The sequence below is a fragment of the Bradyrhizobium sp. AZCC 2289 genome (assembly GCF_036924615.1).
Classification (GTDB): Bacteria; Pseudomonadota; Alphaproteobacteria; order Rhizobiales; family Xanthobacteraceae; genus Bradyrhizobium.
Genome location: NZ_JAZHRY010000001.1, coordinates 8,638,962 through 8,658,290, shown reverse-complemented (window position 1 = coordinate 8,658,290; position 19,329 = coordinate 8,638,962). Strand labels below are relative to the sequence as shown.

Here is a 19,329-nt window from a genome sequence, read left to right as displayed (position 1 = left end):
TGTGCGCTGCCAGCTTAGTCGGTTCGACTTTGGGCAGCTGGCTGCCTGACGCAGAACCTGGCCGATTTCAACCGGCTAGTTCGCCCATGGCTGCGATCCGTCGGAGCCGAATTGGGCTGGTCATCCCCTCTATCGCCCACGCGATGATCTCGCTATGCTGCATCGCGGACTGGCAAAGCTAATGCGCATGTCAACGAGGAACATGTGGTAGAGCAACCGCCAATAGTGATAGTCGTCGACGATGATCCGGGGGTGCGGGACTCCCTGGGCAAGCTGCTTCGATCGGCGGGCTTTCGGGTCAGCTTACTTGGTTCGGTGAGCGAATTTTTCAAGGCGGACCGGCCAGAAGGACCCGCTTGCCTGGTGCTTGACGTGCGGCTTCCCGGCCAGAGCGGACTCGAACTGCAGCGCGAACTGGCAGGTGCCAAAAGCCAGCTGCCAATTATCTTCATTACCGCACATGGTGACATTCCAATGTCGGTGCAGGCGATGAAGGGTGGCGCGATCGAATTCCTACCAAAGCCATTCCGAGAGCAGGATTTGCTTGAAGCGATTCAGCTCGGTCATGCCCGTGATCGAGCGCGGCTTGAGCAGGAACGAGCTATGGCAGAGCTGAAAGTTCGTTTCGAAACGTTGACGCCGCGGGAGCGCGAGGTCATGGCGCTCGTGGTGACCGGGCGGTTGAACAAGCAGATCGCAGCCGATCTCGGCGTAAGCGAAATCACGGTAAAAGTTCATCGTGGCCAAGTAATGCGCAAGATGCGGGCATCGTCCTTGCCTGACTTGGCGCGCATGGCCGACCAATTGCAACTGACGCCGACAAAGCCGCATAACCCGGGTCGCGTTGCCTAGCGCAGACGCGCATCTCCCGTAATGGTCCCATTGCGCCTCGCCACCGATGGATCAGCGTGCCTGCTAGACTCGACGTCTGTCACGTAAGCGGCATTCCACTACGATGCGGCGGCCGGATGAGCAGGCGCAACAAAGCCAAGGATAGCGCCACGTGGCACGTTAGGTCTCGCCCACAATCGTCCGTTATGCGCTTCGATAATCGACCGGCAGATCGACAGTCCAAGCCCCAAACCGCTCGGTTTCGTGCTGTAGAAAGCCTCGAATACGCGGTCAATTTCCGCCGGCGCGAAGCCTGGACCTGAATCTCGCACCTCGACTGACACGCCATCCGGTTCGTTACGGGTGCTGATGAGCAATTCTCGCTCCTCTTCGCCGACGTCGCGCATCGCTTCGATGGCATTGATGATCAAGTTAAGTACTACCTGTTGCAGCTGGACCCGATCTCCCTGGACACGCGGCAAGCCCTCCGCTAACTGCGTCCGCACCGAGACGCTACTGTTTGCGGCCTCCGTACGGGTGAGAGCAATAACCTCGAGGATGGCATCGTTGATCTCTACGGCGTCTTTTCGTGCGGGCGCCTTCTGAATGAGCGCGCGGATTCGCCCGACGACCTCGCCTGCGCGGTTCCCTTCCTTGACAATAAAAGAGAGCGCGTCATCCACCTCATGAAAATTCGGCGGCTCCGCGCGTAGCCAGCGCCGAGCGGCTAACGCGTATGTGACTGCCGCGGTGATCGGCTGGTTCACTTCATGGGTGATCGAGGCCGTCAACTGGCCCGTCGTCGCGACGCGATTGGCGTGCGCGAGCTGCATCTGCACCTTGCGGAAGGCCTCTTCTGCGCGCTTACGCTCGATGAACTGACCGATCTGGCTGCCGATGGTAGCCAGCATGTTAAGCAGCTCCTGATCGGGCTGCCTGATCTCGCGACTGAAAAACTCGATCACGCCCAAGACTTCGCCCCCGAGCAGGATGGGAAAGCCGAAGGCCGCGTGTAGTCCTTCGCGTTCGGCGATGGGTCCGCGCGGAAAGTTCTCATCAGAAACGACATCGCGAACGTATTCAGGCTCAAGGCTGGACCACACCCGGCCCGGTAATCCCAAGCCCGGAACGAAAGTGAACTCCCGGCTGACTCTTTCAAATTCCGGGACTTCTATCGAGGCTTTATGCCAAAGCTCGACACAGCGCAGCACCTCGGCCTCCCGGTCCACGCGCCAGAGCGCACCCAAGTCCCACCCCAGACACTCGCCCATAGCCCACAATATTCTCGGAGTGGCCTCTTCGATCGTGGCCGCTTCCGCCAAAATTTGCGCGACCGTGTGCTGCACGCGCAGGCGTTCCTCTGCGCGCTTGCGATCCTCGATGTCGTAGGCGGTTCCGTACCACTTAATGATCTTGCCGTTCTCGTCGCGCGCAGCGACACGATCGATGGAGAACCAGCGATACTGTCCGTCGGCACGCCGGACGCGCTCCTCCGTATGCCATGGCTCGCCGGTGGCAAAAGCGTCATGCCACATTTTCTCACCGGTCGCGATGTCGTCGGGATGCGCCACGACGGACCATTCCGTGCCGAGCGCAGCCTCGTCGGAAAGGCCCGTGTATTGTTTCCAGGCAGCGTTGACGAAGTCGCGCCTGGCGTCTGCCGAATAGCTCGCCACCGGAATTGGGATGGTATCGATCATCTGCCGCAGCTCGCGCCGCGCCTCGGCGAGCTGAGCCTCTCTCTCGCGCAGCGTATCCTCCGCGCGCTTGCGCCCGGTCAGATCGAGCACGAATGCGACGCCCTGGTTACCGCCCTCTTCAAATGTCGCCCCACCAATCAGCACGGGTACACGACTACCGTCTTTTCTGGTGTATTCCTTTTCAAACGGCTCGAACCGGCCGCTTCTTTTTTGCCGTTCGATCCTTGCGTTATTCCTGTCGCGCCAGTCGGACGGCGTCAGGTCCGCCCACCTTATGCGGCCCGAAACCAGGTCTTCGCGATCGTAGTTCACCATGCGAAGAAATTCATCGTTTGCCTCAAGAACGCGACCGTCGAAATCCCAGATGAAAATTCCGATGATGTTGGAATCGACCAGGCGCCGGATTTTCGTCTCGCGCTCCGCGACGTCGCGATACAAATGGGCGTTCTCCAATGCGATCGCGGCCTGCGAGGCGAGCAGTTTCAAGACCGATATCCGGGCGGGCGCGAAGACGCGAGGCATCAGGTTGTTTTCGAGGTAGAGCACGCCGATGAGTTTGGCCTGATTGAGCAGCGGCAGGCAGAGAATGGACCGGGCCTGGCGCTGACAGATATAGGAATCCACGCCAAACGGGGACTGGGCCGCGGCATCGTCCAGAACTACACTCTCGCGGGTGCGCAGGACGTAGTGCAGCACCGACTCGGGCAGCACGCGCTCGGTTACGGCCCCCTCGACCAGACGTACGGTCACCGTATCGCCGCTGGTCGTAGCTTCTGCCTCGATGCGAGGCCCTTGCCCGTACGGCATAATCAACAGCGCTCGCTCGGCACCCGCCTGCTCCATTGCGGTACGCATGAGCGTGTCGATCAGATTTTCGAGCACAATCTCACCTGAGACAGCTTGCGACACCTTGATCACCGTCGCGAGGTCGAGGTGTTCAACCGGCGCACCGATGGTGCTCATCGGGCCGGGAAGTGAGTCTTCCTGTCTGAGGTCTGGATACGTCTCGTCGAGTTGTCGCACCTTCCCGACGGCCCCCCAACGGAGATAACCGTAGCGGGCATTCCGCAGATACAGGTCCGCGATCTGCTTGAACCCACGCGCCGCGTAAAAGCGCGCGGCCAGTTCGTAGGCGAGCGCCTCATTGTGAACAAAGCCGTTCTCGCGGGCTGAACGGATAGCCCGTTCGTATAGGTCCTCGGCATCGAGCACACGGCCCTCGATCCGAGCGATCTCCGCGCCTACCAGTGCGGCGCGGTTCTCGAAGTTCTCCGCGCAGTTTTCAGCCCAGACAGCGATCTGCCTGTAATGATCCGCCAGCGCCGCCAAATGCTGGGATCGCTCCTCGGCCGGAGCTTCATCGCACCGTGCCGCCCGGGCAAGGGCACCATAGAACTGGTATTCAGATTGCTCCACTTGCGTGGGCGCTGTCCACAGCAGCGGCGCGAGTTTCGTTGTGGCCGCGATCGCAGCTACGGAGTCGCCGGCGTAGACCCCGGCTTGTAGCTTGCGCACCCAATAGTAACAGGCGCAAATGGCCAGCTGGCGATTGCTCTCAAGACGTTGCACGAAGCGGCTCTCCTCGAACGCCTCGTCATTGAAGGAGCCAAAGTCCGGTGTCAGTCCACGCAGCATCCGGATCAGCCTGAGCTGTCCGGTGAGGCAGTCGCTGGCAAGACCAAACCGCACCTTCTGCGCAAATTGGAGCCCATTTTCGGCCTCTCGTTCGACTTCCTCAAGTGGATCGCCGTAGGCAAAGAGATTCGTGGTCAAGTCAATGCAGCTATAGGCGGCATAAGAAAGGTCACCGGCTTCCTGCGCGGCCTCAAAGGCGCGCCGCAGGAAGGCGCGGCTGGTGGCCAGGGGCTGTGTCCAGTGCGCAACATGGACTGCGAAGACCAGGTAGACGCGGGCTCTGAACCGATCAAGGCCACGCTTCTCGACTAGATCCAGGCCAAGCCTGCCGAAGCGGAACCCTGCCTGATAATCGCCGAAGTGCGTCCCAAGGACGCCGCCCAGCCAAGTATATGCAAGGGACGATCCGTCGGTATTGCCATGCTCCAGGCTGAGGGTCGCCATCCGGCCGACAACGAGGCGGAAAAGATTTAAATCCGTGAACAGGGCGGGTGACGTCAGCACCGTGAGCACGTCCATGGTTGCGCGCCGGTCGGGATCGGTCATCAGCGGCAGCTCGAGCAGCCCCTCGATCGAGCCGGATCCGAGCCGCTGCTGTAGCCGACCATACTCCTGCTGAACGTCCTCGGCCGTCGCGTGCTGCGGCCACCGGGCGTCAACATGGCGGAGATAGTCCAGCCCCACCTCGACAGCCCTGTCGCTCCGGTCGACGGTCGTATAAAGATTGATGCGTACGCAGGCGACCGCGGCAGCGTGAACAATGGTCAGTGCCCGCGCCGACAGCAACGAGAGCCGTTCTTCCGCTGCCGCCAATTCCCCGGTCAGGTATTCGCACTCGCCCCTGTTGAGCTCAAGGTCGAAGGTGAGCTGGTAGCACTGTTCCCAACCCTTTTCTCCCAGCAGCAAGCGTCCGACGACAAAATACCGCAGGGCTGCGGCGTAGGCGGTTGCCGCCTTGGCGCGCCTACCTGCCATTAGATTGAATGTGGCGACCTGCTCGCGCTCCCGCTCTGTGCTGATAAGCGCCGCGCCACGGTCGAACTGGTTCACGACTTCGAAGATGTTCTCTTCGAGGTGCTCCGGTGGAGTGCGCGCTACAAGTAATCGGCCAATGCGAAGATGCGACATGGCCCGCTCGTCCTCGACGATGAGCGTATAGGCCGCCTCCTGGACGCGATCGTGGAGGAATGCGTACGTGCCGCCCGAACGAAGGACGAGGCCGGCCCGAACAGCTTCCCACAGCGCTGCGTTTGTCGCTTCGTCGCTCGCCTCGTGAACCAGCGCGAGCGTCTCCGACTCGGCAGCATTTCCCAGGCAGGCCAACTGGCCTAGAACCTTCTGAGTCGTTGGCGGCAGACGGCTCAGCTTCGCCGCCATGAAATCTGCGACGTTGTCGGTATAACCCTTGGCGCGAATGCGATTGACGTCCCAGGACCATCGCCCTTCACCATAGTCGAATGTGAGCAAACCCTCCTCGACAAGTACAGAGATCAACTGAATGGCGAAGAATGGATTGCCTGCCGTCTTCTCATGGATCAGTTCTGCCAGCGCGGTGACGCGTTCCGGTTCGCAGTGAAGAGCATCCCCAATCAGCCGTCCCAGGTCTTCACGCGCGAGAGGCGTTAAGATAATTTCGTGCACGACCGCGCCCGCCTTGCGGATCGCTTCGAGCTTGCGGATCAGAGGATGGGCGGAATTGACCTCGTTATCCCGGTAAGCCCCGATCAACATCAGATGCTGCACGTCCGGCTGGGTCAACAAATCCTCCAGCAGGTCCAGCGTTGCCGAGTCGAGCCATTGCAAATCGTCGAGGAACAGCGCCAGCGGGTGCTCCCGCCGCGCGAACACGGCGAGAAAGCGCCGGAAGACCAGCTGAAAGCGGCATTGCGCGTCATGGAGCGGCAGCTCGGGGACCGGCGGCTGGTCGCCGACGATGAGCTTCAGTTCCGGAACCAGGTCTATGATAAGCCGCCCGTTCGGGCCTAATGCCTCCCGAAAAGCCTCGCGCCATCCAGCCAACTCCGGATCGCTCTTGCCAAGCAGTGGTCGGATCAAGCTCTGAAAGGCTTGCGCCAGGGTCGAATAGGGGATGTCACGCTTGTACTGGTCGAACTTGCCTGATGCGAAGAGCCCGCGCGGTGGCACCAGCACCTTGTGGAGTTCATTGACCACCGAGGATTTGCCGATGCCGGAATATCCGGAGACCAGCACCAACTCCGCCGCGCCGTTGTTGACTATCCGATCGAAGCAGGCGAGCAAGGTCTCTATCTCGCGCGCCCTTCCGTACAGCTTCTCGGGAAGCAGCAGCCGATCGGGCGCGTCGTGTTCGCCAAGCGCAAAGGGGGCGATGCACCCTTTACGTTCCAGTTCGGCAAGACAGTGCCGAAGATCACTCTCGACCCCAGCCGCAGTCTGATAGCGCTCCTCGGCGGTCTTCGCGAGCAGCTTCATGATGATTTCAGAGACCGGAACGGGAATATTCTTCGCCCGTTCACTGGGCGGCAGCGGCTTTCTGGCGATATGGCAGTGCACCCACTCCATAGGATCGGCCGCGGTGAACGGCAGGGAGCCCGTGAGCATCTGGTAGAACGTGACGCCGAGCGCATAGAGGTCGCTGCGGGAATCGATCGAACGATTCATCCGCCCGGTTTGTTCGGGCGCCATATAAGCGAGTGTACCGGCGACAGTCTCCGGCGGCTCGGGCGCCTGTCGCTCACGCGGTGCACGTGATGCGATCCCGAACCCCGTAAGACGCACCTGCCCGTCCGCGCAGTTCACCATGATATTGGCGGGCTTTATGTCCTTGTGCAGCAGGCCTCGCCGATGAAGCTTGCCGAGAGCCACAGTGATGTCGATCGCCGGGCGCAGGAAGTGGTCTGTCTCCAAGGGCGCGCCGAGCAGATGCTCGAGCGGCTCGCCGCCGGGATCCTCGAGCACCAGCATGGTGCGGCCGCCTTCGCGAATCAACCCGAGTGGACGCACCGCCCACGCCCCGTCCAGCTCCTCCTTCAGTCCATATTCGTGAGCAAGACGATCGAGGGTGGCAGGTGTGGGATGCTCTGCAGCAGGCAACACGGCCAGTACGGAGCCGTCAGCGTTGGCGTGGCTACCGACCCTGCAGAAGACACGTTCGCCATCTTCCAACAAGGCCTGGAAGTTGGCATTCCCATCTGCGCCAAGCAGAGTAGATGGATTCAACTGCCGCACTCCACCGTCGAGCGGCTCACCAACTCGGGCTGAGAAATGCCCTATGACAATAGTCCACCCGGTTGGTTACACCGAGCCTAAACAGCCAGTCTGCCACATATCATGCTGAATCACAATTTCCGGGTCCTCGCGCAAAGCAGCCAATTAACTCACCTTGATGGGACATCGGACCGACAATCCTCTTGGAGAGGCGAGCGCAGGCGGTGTCGCCGGCGCAGACCCTGAGCCTCGTGATGCTCAGCCCCCGTTTTTCTTTGCCAGTACAGGCTGCAGTTACCATGCTTGGTATGGGTCAAGATGTGATTTCATGGAGCTCCCTCTCTGCTTGATGATTGCGCCCCTCATCCAGCTTGTCGCGCCGGAGCGCTCGTCTGTTCGAGCATTTGCTTAGCCCGAATGAGATCAGGCGTCGCGAGGTAGCCGGCGACGTATTCCGCATGGCGGCGGAAGACCACGTCGACTTCGGCATGCTCCTCCAGTTTTTCGAGTGCATACGCTCGAGTCATGTCCAGCAACCGATACTGCGCCTGCGCTTCATCGATCCGGGTTGCTATCAATGACTTCTCGACCAGGCCGGCGATCGCGTCAAATATTTCTCCTGTGCCTGCGCCGAGTTCGCCTGCGACAGACCGCGCGTCCTCCAGGGTGAAATGGCCGACGAAAGGAGCAATGCGTCGAAGAAGAATCCTCTCTCCGGCGGACAGCAGATCGTAGCTCCAATCCAATGTCGCCTTAAGCGTCCGATGTCTGGGAATGGTGGTCCGATGGCTTAGTTTCAGCAATTCCAGCCGAGACACCAGGCGGGAAACCGTGTTCTTGAGGCCGAGAGCGGCCACCTGACCCGCTGCCAACTCAATTGCCAAGGGCATGCCATCCAGCTTTCGGCACATTTCCGCAACAAACGGCGCCTCCTCGTCGGTGAGTACGACGCTTCCCGTCCTCGCCGCCACGCGCCGTACAAACAACTGCACAGCCGGATATCGAAGCACGGCATTTGCCGTTTGCTCTGAGCCGTCTGTTGGAAAATCAAGGGGAAGAACCCGGCAACAATGCTCGCCCTCTACTTTCAGCAATTCGCGACTCGTGGTCAGAAGATAGACCTGCTCCGTTTCCTGGTACAGTTGCTCGGCAATCAGGGCGACCGCCTCGATCACGTGCTCAGAGCTATCGAGAATGATAAGAAGCTTCTGCGAACGAACGAGGTCGACCAGCTCCAAACCGGGATCTCTCGATTTGAGTGCAAGTCCCAGGGATGTCGCGACAGCCCCCACAACATGGCGCGGATCGGTCAGGCTTCCCAGGTCCACAAAATGGACTTTCCCGCCAAACTCCTCGGCAGCGGCGTGGCCAACAGCCAAGGCAATGGTCGTCTTGCCAATGCCGCCGGGACCGACCAGTGTTACGAACCGCTCATTTCGAAGCTTGTCGCTAACCTCACTGACGACCGTTTCGCGCCCAATCATCATGAGCGGTCGCACGGGGAGGCTGCCTTGGTGCCGGAACTTGGCGTTCCTGCTTTCTGTGCCACCAGCGAGGGAGCCAACGGGGCCGACGAACGAGTAGCCCCGTCCCCTGATGTTTGCGATGTATCGGTTGCCAAATTGGCCGTCACCAAGCGCCTTGCGGATTGCAGCCACGTTGACCCGGATGCTTCCCTCCTCGACCGTTACGTCCGACCAGACGTGATCGATCAGTTCCTGCTTTGCGATCACCTCACCCGGACGCTCGGCAAGGTAGATCAGGAGGTCCAGGGCCCTGCTGCCAAGGGGCAGCGCCTCGCCCTCACGCCGAAGCACCCTCTCGCTGCTCGAAAGCTCAAAAGGACCAAACTGCAGACTTCTATGAACACTGTCAGCCATGGCTCGCAACACGAACTTGGTGCGCCTTTCGGGGTTGCTCAATCATCAGCGCAAAACCCAAGCGTCCCTGATCGACGTTTGCTTGCTGCGGCTCTCTGCGCACAGCCTTGCTCAAAGGGATCAGCACGCGGCGACCGGCAATGCGGGATGCTTACTGCCGACGATGCCCAGGGCTTCCCTCTCGCTAACAGAGATCGTACACTTTCACCATTGTTTGCATCCCCCGAATGGGGGGAGGACCGACGTGGATAGGGGGAGCCCTTTGATCCAGCCGCGCTCGAGCTATCTTGCATATGGAACTGGCACCTTGCCCGTCGGAGGACCGGTGCCATTTCTGGCGACCAAGATCGTGTCGACACGATTCCGGGGGTTGGTCGCACGTCCCCGGCTCCTCTCCATCTTGTCCGAACTCCCGGCTAAGCGACTTGGCGTCATCAAGGCGCCCGCGGGATTCGGCAAGAGCTCACTGGCGGCCGCCTGGGCCGAGAAACTCGAGCAAAGCGGCAATTGCGTTGGGTGGCTGACCATCGATTCAGACGACGACGAGGCCACGCGGTTTCTATTTTACGTATCTCAGGCCCTGCACCATGCCTGTCCGGACGTTGGTGCCGGAGCGATTGGGCTGATCCTCGAGAACAACCTGATCGACCCGACAGCGATCCTGTCGAGCCTGATCAACGATCTGGCAGAGATGGAAGATGATGTTTATCTGTTTCTCGAAGACTATCACTGGCTCCGCGCTCCTCGCATCCATCAGACGGTCGCGTATTTTCTGAAGCACGTGCCCTCCCACTGTCATGTGGTGCTTACGACGCGTACCGAACCTCCCCTGCCACTGGCGAACTTGCGAGCCCAGAATCAGCTGATCGAGATTGATTCCGTAGCCCTGCGATTCGATATGCAGGAGACACAAGCCTTTCTGGACAGCGCCAAGCCTGGCGCCTTAGAGCTCGCCGACGTCCAGCTATTGCAACGCAAGACTGAAGGGTGGCCCGCCGCCCTGCGAATTATCTCATCCATGGGGTCGCAGTCCGGGTCCGGCCTGAAAGAGTATGTACACAATCTCTCGGGTTCGCAGCGCCCGGTTGCCGCCTATTTGGCGGAGATGCTGGATGGGCTTCCGGTCGAATTGGTCGACTTCATGCTGCGAACGGCCATCCTTGATCGGCTATCCGGTCCCTTATGCGAAGCCGTAACCGGTTCGAGCGCGAGCCGCACAATCCTGGCATCGCTTGCCCAGCGCCAAATGCTGCTCACGCCGCTTGATAATGATGGTGTCTGGTTTCGCTATCACACGCTGCTCGCCGAATATTTGAGACAGAGGCTGAACGCGGATCGCGGCGTTGAAGTTCCTGAGCTGCACGGACGTGCCGCTCTTTGGTATGCCTCCCGCGAATTGTGGACTGAGGCGGTTCAGCACGCGATCGCAGCCGGTGCTCCTGATCGTGCGATCGGTTGGATCAAGAATTGCGCAATGGCTTTGATAAAGCGAGGTGATCTCTTCACCTTGCTTGAATGGCAACGCCAGTTTCCCGATGAACTCATGCGAGGTCAGTGCGAGGTCCGATTGGCGATCGCCTGGGGGCTATCACTCGCGCTACGTTTTGACGAAGCGCTGAAGCTCGCAACTGACATAGAGGGCGATATCGCTGCAATGGGTCTGCCCGAGAGCGACTTGCTGCACGAATGCCAGGCGATCCGCTCTGTTGCTATCGCGCTGAAGGATGACAGCGAAAGAGCGCTGCCTCTGGCACAGGATTGCGTGAACAGTTCGTCCGATCCCTGGACGGCGAACGTTGCGTCAAACGTCGTTCGCTTCAGCCATATGAAGGCGGGCAACCTCAAGCAATTCCATGCGACGCCGTGGATTCCCTATTCAGTCGAGGAGGATCGCAGGAACGTATTTGCCTCGGTGTATCGACACTGCCTGAACGGACTTGCAGAGGAGCGGCAGATACGTCTCGCGGCGGCAGATGGGCACTACCGCGAGGGCTTGCGGATCGCCGAGCAAGATGTCGGGCCGAATTCGATTGCAGCGGCCTTGCCGGCAAGTCTGATCGCGCGAATTAGATACGAACAAGGTCATCTCGATGAGGCGGAGGCCTGGGTCATCGATCGCGTACCGCTGATCAGCTCCGGGACAATGCTCGACTGCGTGTGGAGCGCTTATTTCGTGATCGCCAGGGTCGCAACTGCTCGAATGAACTTCGAGCGAGCCCGCACGCTCCTGGAGCGAGCTGAAAATCAGGGCGTCACGCGAGACTGGGGAAGGCTCTCGGCTGGCGCGATAGCGGAGCAAGCGCGACTCTACCTGAACGATGGCCGACTGGATGAAGCCGCCGCGTGCGTCGATCGCTTGGAACGCCTTGCCCGGAAGTACCCGGCGCCAAGGCCTTGCGCCTGGTCGGAAATTGAATGGTACCACAAATTGGCGCGCGCTCATTTGTTGGGGCAGCAAGCTCGGCCCGACGAGGCCATTTCAATCCTCCAACAGCTACAACGCGAAGCCGAAGCAATGCAGCATCGTCAATTCCTGATCTGCATTGCGATCCGTCTGTCGGCAATTCAGCTCAGTGCGGGCAAAGTTGCGGAGGCGGTGGGCCATTTTCGCCGCGTGCTTGCCGCGTGTGCTGCAGCCGGTCTTTATCAGACCGTTTTGGACGAGGGCCCAATCATTTCCGAGCTTCTCCGGACGACCCAGGAGGGCGGGAACGTCAAAACGGATCTGATTCCCTACGTCGATCGGCTCGTGGCAGGTCTGCAGCGAGCAGGACAAGATCGTTCGGCGCCGACCTCAGGTGCGCGGATTCTCAGCGCATTGAGTCCTCGCGAGACTGACATTCTCACGCTGATCGCGGAAGGATTGTCCAACAAGGAAATCGCTCGAAATCTTTATATTGGTCCTGAAACCGTGAAGTCGCACCTCAAGAACGTTTTCACCAAGTTGGGTGTGGAGAGGCGCGCGCAGGCGGTATCACGCGCGCAGACCCTGGGCCTTGTCACCACGCGGTGAAGCTGAACCCAGTACTATTCGGTACAGACGACAGAGCCGACGAACGAGCAGGCCCGTCCCTCGATGTTCGAGATATATCTGCTGCCGAATTGACGCTCACCAAGCGCCTTGCGAATGGCCGCCATGTGGACCCGCAGCCTCGCCTCCTCAATAGCGGCGTCCGACCACACACGATCCATGAGTTCCCTCTCTGCTAAAATCTCGCCCGGACGCGCGGCGGGATAGATCAGAATACCGAGCGACCTCCTCCCCAGGGGAAGCACCACACCCTCGTGTCGGAGCACCCTCTCCATGCTCGAAAGCTCAAACGGACCGAACTTCAGCTTCCTTGAAGTGCCACCGATAGAGGCAGAGCTAGACTAGAGCACACCTGGGTCGACAACATCCGTCCTCACGATTCAACATTGCAAGTGCCCAGTCTCAGACCCTTGTCAGGCTGTCCGACCCATTTCCTCCCTGTTACGGCTTGTGTTTCAGTTATTTGTCATTTGGGCAACGGTCCGTTCAAGCTTTCGCTCTGCCAGATGATTTCGCCACCCTTCGCCCGGTTTGCCGCGCCGGAACGCTCGTCTGTTCGAGGATTCGCCTGGCCGAAATGAGATCGGGTGTTGTGAGACCTTCGGAGAACCGACTGTAGACGGGACTGATCAGATCATGGGCTCTCTGCACCTCGCCGCGCCCGATCCAGATACGCGCGAGTTCCAATCCAGCTCGCAATTCGAACGGCAGCGCTGATTCTTGCCGTGCCTGCATCATCGCCCTCGCGAAACACTCCTCTGCCAACAGACTCTCAGGCACATCCCCGGACGCGAACGCCGAGCCTTTCGCCAGGAAGAATGCGGGCAGGTGAAGAGGCTTATTGGCCTTGACAACGGCGGCAATCGATCGATCGATAAGCGCTATCGCTTCCGAACGCGCGTTTTGCTTCGCCAGGCTAACCGTCAATTCAGAGACGAAATCGCTCGTCAGGATTTCGTGCCGGTGAATTGCAAGTTTCTCCAAACTCTCTTGCAGATGTTGTATGCCATCTGCCATTCGGTCGACGCGGATCAAGTAGCGGCCCCTAAGCCCTAAAGCGACCGCGCGAGCTGGTGCCAACGAATGCATCTCGGCGGTATGCTCGAGCTTTGAAAGACTGCGTTCGACCTGCTCCAAATCATCGATCCAAAAATAGAGCCGCATAGGGTTAGCGTGCGCCCGAAACAGTCCAATTGGATGCCCTGACCTCGCGGCCTCCTCAATGTTCATTTTGGCATAGTGGACGGCTTGGTCGAGATTACCTGAGAAAAATAGTGAATGGGTAAGAGCGCTAAGGGAAGAACTCCGCAGATCGAACAAGTATTGGCTGGCATTGAACCGTCGGAGGTGAGGCAAGCCATGTAATGAGCGTTTCAGATGTTCTTGCGCCCGCAATTGGTCAGAACGCAGACAGTATGCCGCCCCCAGCATGGAATCAGCAATGGCCGCATCGTCTGGACTTCCCGTTTTCCTTGCGACGGCCTCGCTACGAAGCGCGAGTTCATACGTTCCTGCCGCGTCGACAATGCAGTGAAGATACATCGACATTCCGCTAAGTAGAGACAAATGCAGACGCGCATCTTCGTGCCGCTGCGCACAGTTCAGCGCTGTATGGAACGCCTCGCGAACCCTCTCACTATTTCCTTCGGTGTACATGAGCGACAAAGCAAGCGCTGCCTGAATCTTCATCTGATGCCGAGGATCACAGTCCGGCGTCATCAGATCGATCGCCTTCTCCATCCATGTTCGGCATTCCAATAGCAGTGACATGGCCAGGAGTCGCTGCGAAGCTGCGGCCGCTAATCTTATGGCTGTGGGGTCGTCTCCATTGGGACCAAAGCTCCATTCAAGCGCGGCACGGATATTTCCAAGATAGTCTCGTACGGCGTTGGCTGCAGCTTCCGTGAACTCCAAATCGAAGAGATCGACCGGGTTTCTTTCCAGCATTTGAATCGAGAAGCTCGCGTGCCGCTGCGCAATAGAATCTTGCTCGCCACTGGTGGCCAACTTCTCCAAAGCGTAGGCGCGCGTCGTATCAAGCAACCGGTAGAACGGTCCCCGCGAGCTGGTCCAAACCCCGATCAGAGATTTATTGACGAGATTTGCTAACGCACCCGATATCTCGGACTCGCCTATCCCCACTTCCTCCGCCACTGCGAGCGCTGCCTCCAGCGTGAAGTGCCCTACGAAAATAGCGACACGTCGCAAGAGGACCCGTTCGATCTCCGAAAGATGGTCGTGGCTCCAGTCCAGCGTTGCGATAAGCGTTTGATGCCGTGGATTTGCGGTTCGTCGGCCGAATTTCAAGAGATCGAGGCGCGAACCCAGTCTTGCCACCGTGTTCCTGAGGCCAAAGATAGCGGCCCTTCCGGCGGCGAGCTCGATGGCGAGTGCAATACCGTCAAGCTTGCGGCAAATCTCGGCAACCATGGGAGCTTCGTCGTCACCGAGCGAAAAGTCGCCGCGGCGAACACTGACACGCTCGGCGAACAACCGTGCGGCGGGATAGGCAAGCACCTCTGACGCAGTCAGCCCCGGCTGCTCTGGCGGGCAATCCAGTGGACAAAGACGAAGTACGCGTTCACCAGGGACGTGCAATGCCTCCCTGCTGGTCGCAAGTATGTAGATGTCGGGGGTATTTCGAAAAATATGGTCGGCGATCTCCGCGGCTTTCTCGATGAGATGCTCACAACTATCGAGAATGATAAGCACCCTGCGAGGGCGCAGAAAATTAAGCAACGCCTCCTTCGGATCGCCTAACGGTGAGTTGAGTCCGACCGCGGAAGCGATGGCGCCGATGACCTGCTCTTTGTCTCTGACGGTCGAAAGATCGACAAAGAACACCGCGCCGGAGAAGTGCGCCAGCGCCGAGTGTCCGACGGACAGAGCAACCGTCGTTTTGCCCATGCCGCCAGCACCCAGAATCGTAGTCAGACGTTCCGTCTGCAGCCGGGCTTGAATCTCAAGAACAACATCGTCGCGGCCGACCATGCGGCCCAGTGCGGGCGGCAGGTTGGACAATCCCGCAGATGCGTTATCCTTGTCGCGGTCCGAGGGAAGTCGAGCGACCGGCGCGATGAAGCTATAGCCGTGGCCCTGTGTACTCGCAATGTACTTGTTACCGAATTGACCGTCGCCCAATGCCTTGCGCAGCGCCGACAGGTGGACGCGAAGACTGCCTTCCTCGACCGTTACGTCAGGCCATGCCCTCGCGATCAGTTCGGCTTTCCCGACAACCTCGCCGGCGTTTTCGAGAAGAGCGATCAGGATGTCGTAAGCCCTGCCACCAAGTGGAATGACCTGGTTCGCCTTCCTGAGCGAGCGCTCGGCGACATTCAGCTCGAATGGGCCAAACCGAAGCCGCATTGCACTCGACGAGCCAATTTGTTGAACCGACATGAGTTATTCCGCCAAGATCCTCGACGATTCGATCGTTGCGCCGTTCGTCGTCGGTCTTGTGCAAATACACCCCCAGCCTCTCAAGTGTTAGCCGAAACCTCTTCCAGCAACAAGCGGTCAGTGTAACGAATTGATGGCGCGATCGGGCCGGTATGATCCGTTCAACACCTGCTTGGCCAACCGTAGATCGACGGTCTCAAGGCCTTCTCGAAATTTCGCGCGAGTGGCTTGCAAGGTCCGCCACGCGGCCTCCTTTCGCCCGGCCGACTCTTCGGCAAGAGCAAGGCTGGTCGCGGCCCTGAGCGCCCACGACAAGCTCCCCTGTCTGTCCGATAGTTTGAGCGCACTGAGAAAATACTGCCTGCCAACCGCAAGCCCCTCGTCGTTGCCCAGGGCCAGTTCACCCCTGATTCGATGCAATTCCGGAGCGTACCATTGGATCTCGTCAAGATCGATCTTCGCTCGTTCGAAGACAGCAAGTCCTTGGCGGGGGCGACCGGCGACGGCCGTACATCTTGCAAATTCTGCTTGCAGGATCCAATTGAAGACCCCATAGCGCGCCGCTGACAGCTTCTCCAGACCGCGATAGAGCATCGCCGAAGCTGCATCGCCCTCGCCCCGCCTGACTCCGCAGAGAGCCTGTATGCTGAGGCCGAAGCCGAGATAGCTCTCCACAGCGTATTTTCCGGCGTGGTCGACTAGCTCGTTGGCGAGCGCTTCAGTCTCGCGATCGTCCGGACTTGTCAGGTACGTGTTGAAGCTTGCCCAGGCGAGCGCCACGCAGAGCGGTACCGCGTGATCGAGTTGGCGTGCCTCGGCGATCGACATCAGGTTGAGGCGCCGTGCCTGATCAGGACAGCCCCGGAGCCAGGCCAGGTTAGCCAATACACCCAGGGCGTCGACTTTCCGATCGTAGCCAAACCGCTTGATGAGAGATTGTCGGCACGCTTCATCATCGCGATGCAGGGACAATTCGAAATGAGCTTCGGCCTGCAATATTCGCCCAATGTGGTGGTATGTTACGCCGCGCATGTAATTGGCCGTTGCGATCGCGCCACGATTGCCGCTCCCGTCAGCGACATCGCCGCATCGATCTGCCAATTCGGTCGCCTCGGCATAACTTGGAAGCCGTATCTGGTGAGCCCAGAGAACAAGCAGAGAATCGAGTTGGCATTCAGTGTCGTTGAGGCACTCGGCAAGAAGGCGCGTTTTAGCCCAGCTCGCGTACGACTCTTCGGTCATACCATCCGTGAACATCATGCAACTGGCGAGTGCGGATTGAATTATCATTTCTTGCCGTGAACCGGCGCTCGCATCGTCGAGTCGACTAATGGCTTTCGTCATCCACTCCCGGCATTCGGTAAGAAGGGCCATTGCCATCCAGGTGCTTGCCGAGGCGGCAGCAAGTTCAACGCCGATTATCGCATCACCCTCGACTGAGAAAGCCCAGTTCAGAGCGGCTCTGAGATTGTCGACCTCGCCCCCAAGCGCCCTGAGCCTTTCAGGCATATCCATTGAAGCGCCTTGTTTGAACAAGTCGCAGAAGTAGAGGGCGTGACGCCGGCGCCAGCTGCCATCCTCAGCGCTATCGGCAAGTCGTTGTGAAGCAAAGGCATGAGTCGTGTCGAGTAAACGCAGCCTCGCCCCGTGTCCCTGAGCCGCAATCATCGATTTCGAACGGAGCTCCCAAACGCAATCCGAGACATTTGCTTCATCTATCGTCTCGTCAGCGACAACGGCGACGGCCGCTTCGAAGGTAAATCCGCCGGCAAAAACGCTGAGCCGGCTCAGTACGCGCTTCTCTGCCTCACCAAGCAGGTCATAGCTCCACTCCAGCGCGGCGTTCAATGTCTGGTGCTTCGGCGGAGCCGTTCTTCGCCCCATCCATGACAGGTTTAGTCGGTCGTCGAGCAAGCTTGCGGTCTTGCTGAGGCCAAATATGTCAACCCTGCCGGCTGCGAGTTCGATTGCCAATGGAATTCCATCAAGCCGCCGACATATCCCCGCGGCAATCGGCGCATCCGTATCGACCAGTTCGAAGTCACCTCGTACGGCCCGCACGCGATTGACCAGCAGTTGGACAGCGGGATATTGCAGGACGTCGTGTGCCGACAAGCTGCTATCTACCGGAGGGCATGCGAGCGCGCAGAGTTCATAGACATGTTCACCTTCAACACGCATCGCCTCCCGGCTGGTCGCGAGCAAATGCAGTGTCGGAACACGGCAAATCAGTTCTTCTGCCACAGCCGACGCCCCGTCGACAAGGTGTTCGCAACAGTCGAGAATGATGAGCGTTGGCCTTTCCTGCAAACGATCAATCAAGGCTGGTACGACATTGTTTGTTTGTACCGACACGCCGAGTGCTGCGGCCACGGCCGGCGCGACGAGCGAAGCGCCGCCGAGAGCACTCAGGTCGACGAAATATACCTGGCCGTTGAAAGTGGCGTTCATCTCATCGGCAACTGCGACCGCTACCGTGGTCTTGCCGATGCCGCCAGGCCCGACGATCGTCACGAACTTCTGCTCGGCCAGCTTCATCTGGATCTCGGCCAGCGCGTTTCTTCGTCCGAGCATCCGCATCAAACGCGCAGGCAGTCGGGACCTCGAGGACGGTTTGAGATCCTCCGAAGTCGGCGAGGAAAGTGACGTTACCGGTACGACGAAGCTGTACCCTCGCCCGGGCACGTTCGCGATATATCGCCTGCCAGGGTCACTCTGATCGAGAGCCTTGCGTAGCGCCGAGATGTGGACGCGGAGGCTGACCTGTTCGACTCCTCTCTTTGGCCAAACGCGCTCGATCAGGGTTTTCCTGCCAACGACCTTGTTTGCTTGCTCCACCAGGACGATGAGGAGATCCATGGCGCGCGCACCGAGCGGTACGATCTTTGCGCCATTTGTCAGAAGTCTGTTTCCGATCGACAGTTCGAAAGGGCCGAAGCTCAGGACTGTCCCGTGCTGACCGCTCATGGGATATTCTCGTCCGCTCCGGTTCTCGAGGTGACCTCGCCAGGGATTCCGCGCTCGCGTCGCCAGTTGGCCGGACTTTGACCAAAGGCCTGTCTGAAGAGCCTACATAGATGTGCTTGATCCGAAAAGCCTACGCTCAGGGCTATTTCGCTCAGTGGTTCCACACTGGTCATCATCAGGTGGCAGGCTCTCTCCAGACGCCTTCTCACCACGTAGGCATGTGGCGGCTCGCCAAGGGCCAGTTTGAACTTACGTGAGAAGTGCGCCGGGCTTCGACGCGCGACTGCACTGAGATCCCGGATATGAATGGTGCGGTGTAAGTTGCTGTCAATGTAAGCTCGTACTCGAAGGATCTGCCAAGCCGCCAGACCGCCCCTTGTGGAGCCGTTAGCGCCCGAACAACGTTCGATCTCCGCTTGCAGGATGTGCGATGCTGTGACCAGCGACGCCTTGGCCGCCTCCTGATCACGCCCCAGTTCTCGCCTTGCAGTCTCAACCAGCTTGGCCACGCTGTTCGCAACCAGGTGGAATTGTTGATCCTCTGCAAAGGAAGACTCGGCCGCGATAGTTTGAAGTCCTTCCATGATCACTCCCTCGACGAGCTATCCGAGGCTTCGGATCGGCGAGAGAGTGCAGCAAGGGGCGCCGTTTGGCTCGTTAATCAGCGTTATGGAAGGTTAATGTTGCGCAGCCCCGCGAA

General features: G+C 59.4%; 8 protein-coding genes. 2 read left to right on the top strand and 6 right to left on the bottom strand.

Annotated features, from left to right (window positions below; all coding sequences use genetic code 11):
• Window positions 1-204: 204 nt before the first annotated feature.
• On the top strand, window positions 205-852 hold the full coding sequence (locus V1289_RS40615; protein WP_309184099.1) for a response regulator transcription factor: 648 nt from the start codon (window positions 205-207) through the stop codon (window positions 850-852).
• Window positions 853-950: 98 nt separating this feature from the next.
• On the opposite strand, the gene V1289_RS40610 is transcribed toward V1289_RS40615, so the two are convergent.
• Window positions 951-7,364, bottom strand: coding sequence for an AAA family ATPase (locus V1289_RS40610; protein ID WP_334404822.1), 6,414 nt, complete (start codon window positions 7,362-7,364; stop codon window positions 951-953).
• A gap of 350 nt (window positions 7,365-7,714) precedes the next feature.
• The gene (locus V1289_RS40605; protein WP_334404820.1) at window positions 7,715-9,274 is read right to left on the bottom strand and encodes an ATP-binding protein; all 1,560 of its coding nucleotides are present in this window, start codon (window positions 9,272-9,274) and stop codon (window positions 7,715-7,717) included.
• A gap of 283 nt (window positions 9,275-9,557) precedes the next feature.
• On the opposite strand from V1289_RS40605, the gene V1289_RS40600 reads away from it, so the two are divergent.
• Window positions 9,558-12,245 (top strand): LuxR C-terminal-related transcriptional regulator, encoded by a 2,688-nt coding sequence (locus tag V1289_RS40600; RefSeq protein ID WP_334404818.1) that lies wholly within the window; start codon window positions 9,558-9,560, stop codon window positions 12,243-12,245.
• Window positions 12,246-12,259: 14 nt separating this feature from the next.
• Here V1289_RS40600 and V1289_RS40595 read toward each other — a convergent pair whose 3' ends face one another.
• The 4 genes from V1289_RS40595 to V1289_RS40580 form a co-directional block, all read right to left on the bottom strand.
• Window positions 12,260-12,538, bottom strand: a complete 279-nt coding sequence (locus V1289_RS40595; protein ID WP_334404816.1) for a winged helix-turn-helix domain-containing protein — start codon at window positions 12,536-12,538, stop codon at window positions 12,260-12,262.
• 211 nt (window positions 12,539-12,749) lie between these two features.
• On the bottom strand, window positions 12,750-15,662 hold the full coding sequence (locus V1289_RS40590; protein WP_334404814.1) for an ATP-binding protein: 2,913 nt from the start codon (window positions 15,660-15,662) through the stop codon (window positions 12,750-12,752).
• Window positions 15,663-15,779: 117 nt separating this feature from the next.
• Window positions 15,780-18,629 carry an ATP-binding protein gene (locus V1289_RS40585; protein WP_334404813.1) on the bottom strand — a complete coding sequence of 950 codons (2,850 nt, stop codon included), beginning with the start codon at window positions 18,627-18,629 and terminating at the stop codon, window positions 15,780-15,782.
• Window positions 18,626-19,213 carry an AraC family transcriptional regulator gene (locus V1289_RS40580; RefSeq protein WP_309184093.1) on the bottom strand — a complete coding sequence of 196 codons (588 nt, stop codon included), beginning with the start codon at window positions 19,211-19,213 and terminating at the stop codon, window positions 18,626-18,628. The genes V1289_RS40585 and V1289_RS40580 overlap by 4 nt, the downstream gene beginning before the upstream one ends.
• Between the last annotated feature and the right edge of the window lie 116 nt (window positions 19,214-19,329).